General features: G+C 67.8%; 2 protein-coding genes and 2 pseudogenes. 3 read left to right on the top strand and 1 reads right to left on the bottom strand.

Going from position 1 to position 1,753, the window contains the following annotated elements; genetic code table 11:
- Positions 1-319, top strand: a pseudogene (locus CVM52_RS25530) (NADP-dependent phosphogluconate dehydrogenase); the annotation flags it as partial.
- Between the two features lie 4 nt (positions 320-323).
- On the opposite strand, the gene CVM52_RS25525 reads toward CVM52_RS25530, so the two are convergent.
- The gene (locus tag CVM52_RS25525; RefSeq protein ID WP_100165045.1) at positions 324-1,322 is read right to left on the bottom strand and encodes a polyprenyl synthetase family protein; all 999 of its coding nucleotides are present in this window, start codon (positions 1,320-1,322) and stop codon (positions 324-326) included.
- Positions 1,323-1,378: 56 nt separating this feature from the next.
- Here CVM52_RS25525 and CVM52_RS25520 point away from each other — a divergent pair, with 56 nt between their 5' ends.
- Together CVM52_RS25520 and CVM52_RS27875 are read left to right on the top strand one after the other, a co-directional pair.
- On the top strand, positions 1,379-1,594 hold the full coding sequence (locus tag CVM52_RS25520; RefSeq protein WP_100165044.1) for a putative signal transducing protein: 216 nt from the start codon (positions 1,379-1,381) through the stop codon (positions 1,592-1,594).
- Positions 1,591-1,753 (top strand): annotated as a pseudogene (locus CVM52_RS27875) (methyltransferase); the annotation flags it as partial. The gene CVM52_RS25520 and the pseudogene CVM52_RS27875, both read left to right, overlap by 4 nt.

The raw sequence follows: 1,753 nt of genomic DNA, 5'->3' as shown, positions 1-1,753 counted from the left end.
TCGCTCGGCTCTGCTGGACGATATTGCCGCGGCGGTGCGGGACGGCCTGCCCGAGGATCACCTGATCCTGGCCCCGGCGCTGCGCGACCGCCTGGCCGACAGCATCGGCGCGCTGCGTGCCACCGTGGTGGCCGCGGTGCAGGCCGGGCTGCCGGTGCCGTCGCTGGCCGCGGCGCTGGCCTGGTATGACGCCATGCGCCAGCCGCGCGGCACCGCCGACCTGATCCAGGCGCAGCGCGATTTCTTCGGTGCACATTGGTTTGCCCGGATCGACCGACCCGGCAGCTTTCACGGGCCGTGGTGGCCGGAGGCGGACTAGCCGGTCAGTTCAGCCGGTCGACCACGTAATCGGCTAGGTCCAGCAGCATGTCGCGCAGCGGGTCATCGGGCAGGGGGGACAGCGCCGATTTGGCGCGGGTGGCCCAGCCCACCGCATCGGCCTGGGTGGCGTCGAGCGTGCCGTATTTGTCCATCAGCGCCAGCGCCTGCTCTAGGTCGCCGTCGTCCTGGCGGCCCTTTTCGATGGTGCGCTGCCAAAAGGCGCGTTCCTCGGGCGTGGCCTGGGCCACCGCCTTGATCACCGGCAGGGTCAGCTTGCGTTCGCGGAAATCGTCGCCGACATTCTTGCCGGTGGCGGCGCTGTCGCCGCGATAGTCCAGCAGGTCGTCGGCGATCTGAAAGGCGATGCCCAGCGCATCGCCGTAATCGTACAGCGCCTGCACCTGTTCTTCGGGCGCGCCGGCAATCAACCCGCCCACCTGGGTCGCGGCCGAGAACAGCGCGGCGGTCTTGCCGCGCACCACCTGCAGATAGATCTTCTCGTCGGTCGACAGGTCGCTGGCGGCGGTCAGCTGCAGCACTTCGCCCTCGGAAATCGTCGCAGAGGCGTTGGACAGGATTTCCAGCACCCTGAGCGACCCGGTCTCGACCATCAGCAGGAAGCTGCGCGCCAGAAGATAATCGCCGACCAGCACGCTGGACTGGTTGTCCCACAGCAGGTTGGCGGTGGGCCGCCCGCGCCGCTGCTTGCTTTCGTCCACCACGTCGTCATGCAGCAGGGTTGCGGTGTGGATGAATTCGACCGTCGCGGCCAGCTTGATATGGTCCTGACCGCGATAGCCGCACAGCCGCGCCGCCGCCAGCGTCAGCATCGGGCGCAGCCGCTTGCCGCCGGCCTCGACCAGATGCGCCGTCACCTCCGGGATGCGCGGCGCATGTTCCGAGGCCATCCGCGTGCGGATCAGCTGGTTGACCTGCTGCATCTCGCCGGACAGCGTCTCGGCAAGGCGCTCATGTGGTTTCCGGGTGGTCGCGATATCCATCCCACTCCTGCGGCAAGGCTCGACAATGGCCGGGCCTTACCCTTACATCCCCTGACATGAAGGAACTTTTGCGCAGCACCGATCCGACGATCCTGGCTTTCGCGTCCGCCCTTCTTCAGGGCGAGGATATAGACTGCTTTGAATTGGACGTAAATATGAGCATCCTGGAAGGCGGGATCGGGATATTTCCGCGCCGGATGATGGTGCGCGAGCGCGATTACCACCGCGCGCTGCGGGTGCTGCGCGACAATGAGATCCCGACCGGGCAGTGAGCGGGTTCAGTGACAGCGACCTGACGCGGGATTCGTTCATCGGCGGGCGGGTCTGGCTGTGGCAGCCGCGCCGGGGGTATCGCGCCGGGGTTGATCCGGTGCTGCTGGCCGCCGCGGTGCCGGCCCGGCCGGGGCAGCGGGTGTTGGAACTGGGCTGCG

It is taken from the genome of Pseudooceanicola lipolyticus (assembly GCF_002786325.1).
GTDB classification, from domain to species: domain Bacteria; phylum Pseudomonadota; class Alphaproteobacteria; order Rhodobacterales; family Rhodobacteraceae; genus Pseudooceanicola_C; species Pseudooceanicola_C lipolyticus.
This window is presented reverse-complemented; position numbering and strand designations above follow the sequence as displayed.